The organism is Kurthia sibirica, assembly GCF_003143975.1.
Lineage (GTDB): Bacteria > Bacillota > Bacilli > Bacillales_A > Planococcaceae > Kurthia > Kurthia sibirica.
This window is the reverse complement of the sequence record NZ_QFVR01000066.1, coordinates 1-1,197: the sequence shown is the minus strand read 5'-3', so window position 1 is coordinate 1,197 and position 1,197 is coordinate 1. Positions and strand designations below refer to the sequence as shown.

Annotated in this window: 2 protein-coding genes; both read left to right on the top strand. The window is 34.8% G+C overall.

Annotated features, from left to right (window positions below; genetic code table 11):
• Positions 1–104 precede the first annotated feature (104 nt).
• The gene (locus DEX24_RS17350; protein ID WP_170112994.1) at positions 105–248 is read left to right on the top strand and encodes a hypothetical protein; all 144 of its coding nucleotides are present in this window, start codon (positions 105–107) and stop codon (positions 246–248) included.
• 81 nt (positions 249–329) lie between these two features.
• A complete protein-coding gene (locus DEX24_RS16880) occupies positions 330–887 on the top strand; it encodes an isochorismatase family protein (protein WP_109307515.1) in 558 nt (185 codons plus the stop codon).
• Positions 888–1,197: the final 310 nt, after the last annotated feature.

Sequence of the window (1,197 nt, the reverse complement as noted above, 5' to 3'; positions counted from 1 at the left end):
CGGCTACTGTAATAATATCTCTTTTGAATTGTTTCCCCTTAAAATGAGTCATTTGAAATCTCCTATCGTTTATTTTCACTTAATTCTACCTGATATCATGCTAATTGAGAAACTTTGCAACAGAACCCTATGCCATCATGTATAATTGGGGTGGTAAGAAGTATATCGAATTAGAAAAACGGTATTTGACAGATGATGAACTGGAAGAAATCAATGGGAAATTGATTGATGAAAAAGAGGTAGATTAAGATACACTAGATTTCAACAAACGGGCCATTATCTCGGGAATAAACAAAAATAGTATACTAAATACAAAGGGAGTTTTTTTATTGAAACAGGCTTTACTAGTCATTGATGCACAACAAGAATTGATTGACGGTAATGAAAAAGAGAAGAGTGTCTTTAATAAAGATAATCTGTTGGATAATATTAATTCAGTGTTGAAAAAGGCATTAGACTCAGAGAGTTTTGTTGTTTTCATAAGAGATAAAGATGTTGCAGAAGGCCATGGTAAAGGATTCGAGATTCATTCCGATATTGATATACCTAAAGAGGTAAAGATATTTGATAAAGAGGCAACAAATTCGTTTTACGGCACTCCATTATTGGCTTTTTTACAAGATAACATGGTTGAACATCTGGTTGTTATGGGTTGCAAGACAGAGCATTGTATTGATACAGCAGTTAGAACAGCAACAGTAAATGGTTTCGACGTGACCTTAGTTGGAGATGGTCACTCAACAACAGATTCCCAATCTATAACTGCAGAGCAGATTATCGCCCATCATAATGAAGTCCTACATGGACATTACAATGTCGATAATTTTTCAGTGGTTAGAAATGTGAGTGAAAATTTATTTATACCTAGTCACGATGATTATCGATGAATTTCAATAAAATGATCTTCCTCAATCGGGTGCGATTGAGGAAGATCATAAATATTTTAGAGGTGGCAAATTTGCCATCTCTTTTTATTTTCTTCGGCCAAAAGCGAAACTGGCTGCAGAAGAAAATACGTGGCAATTGTCAACGGTAAATGTCTGACTGAAGCGATAGCGAAAGGAATTTAAGGTTCTGTTGCAAAGTTTAAAATAACAAATGATTTGCCATTAGGTTTCGCCCTTTAGGCAGAAACTCCGAGTAGTTGATTTATTTCTCGTGTCACTGAAAAACCAAAAAGATTGAATTCTTTTCGGC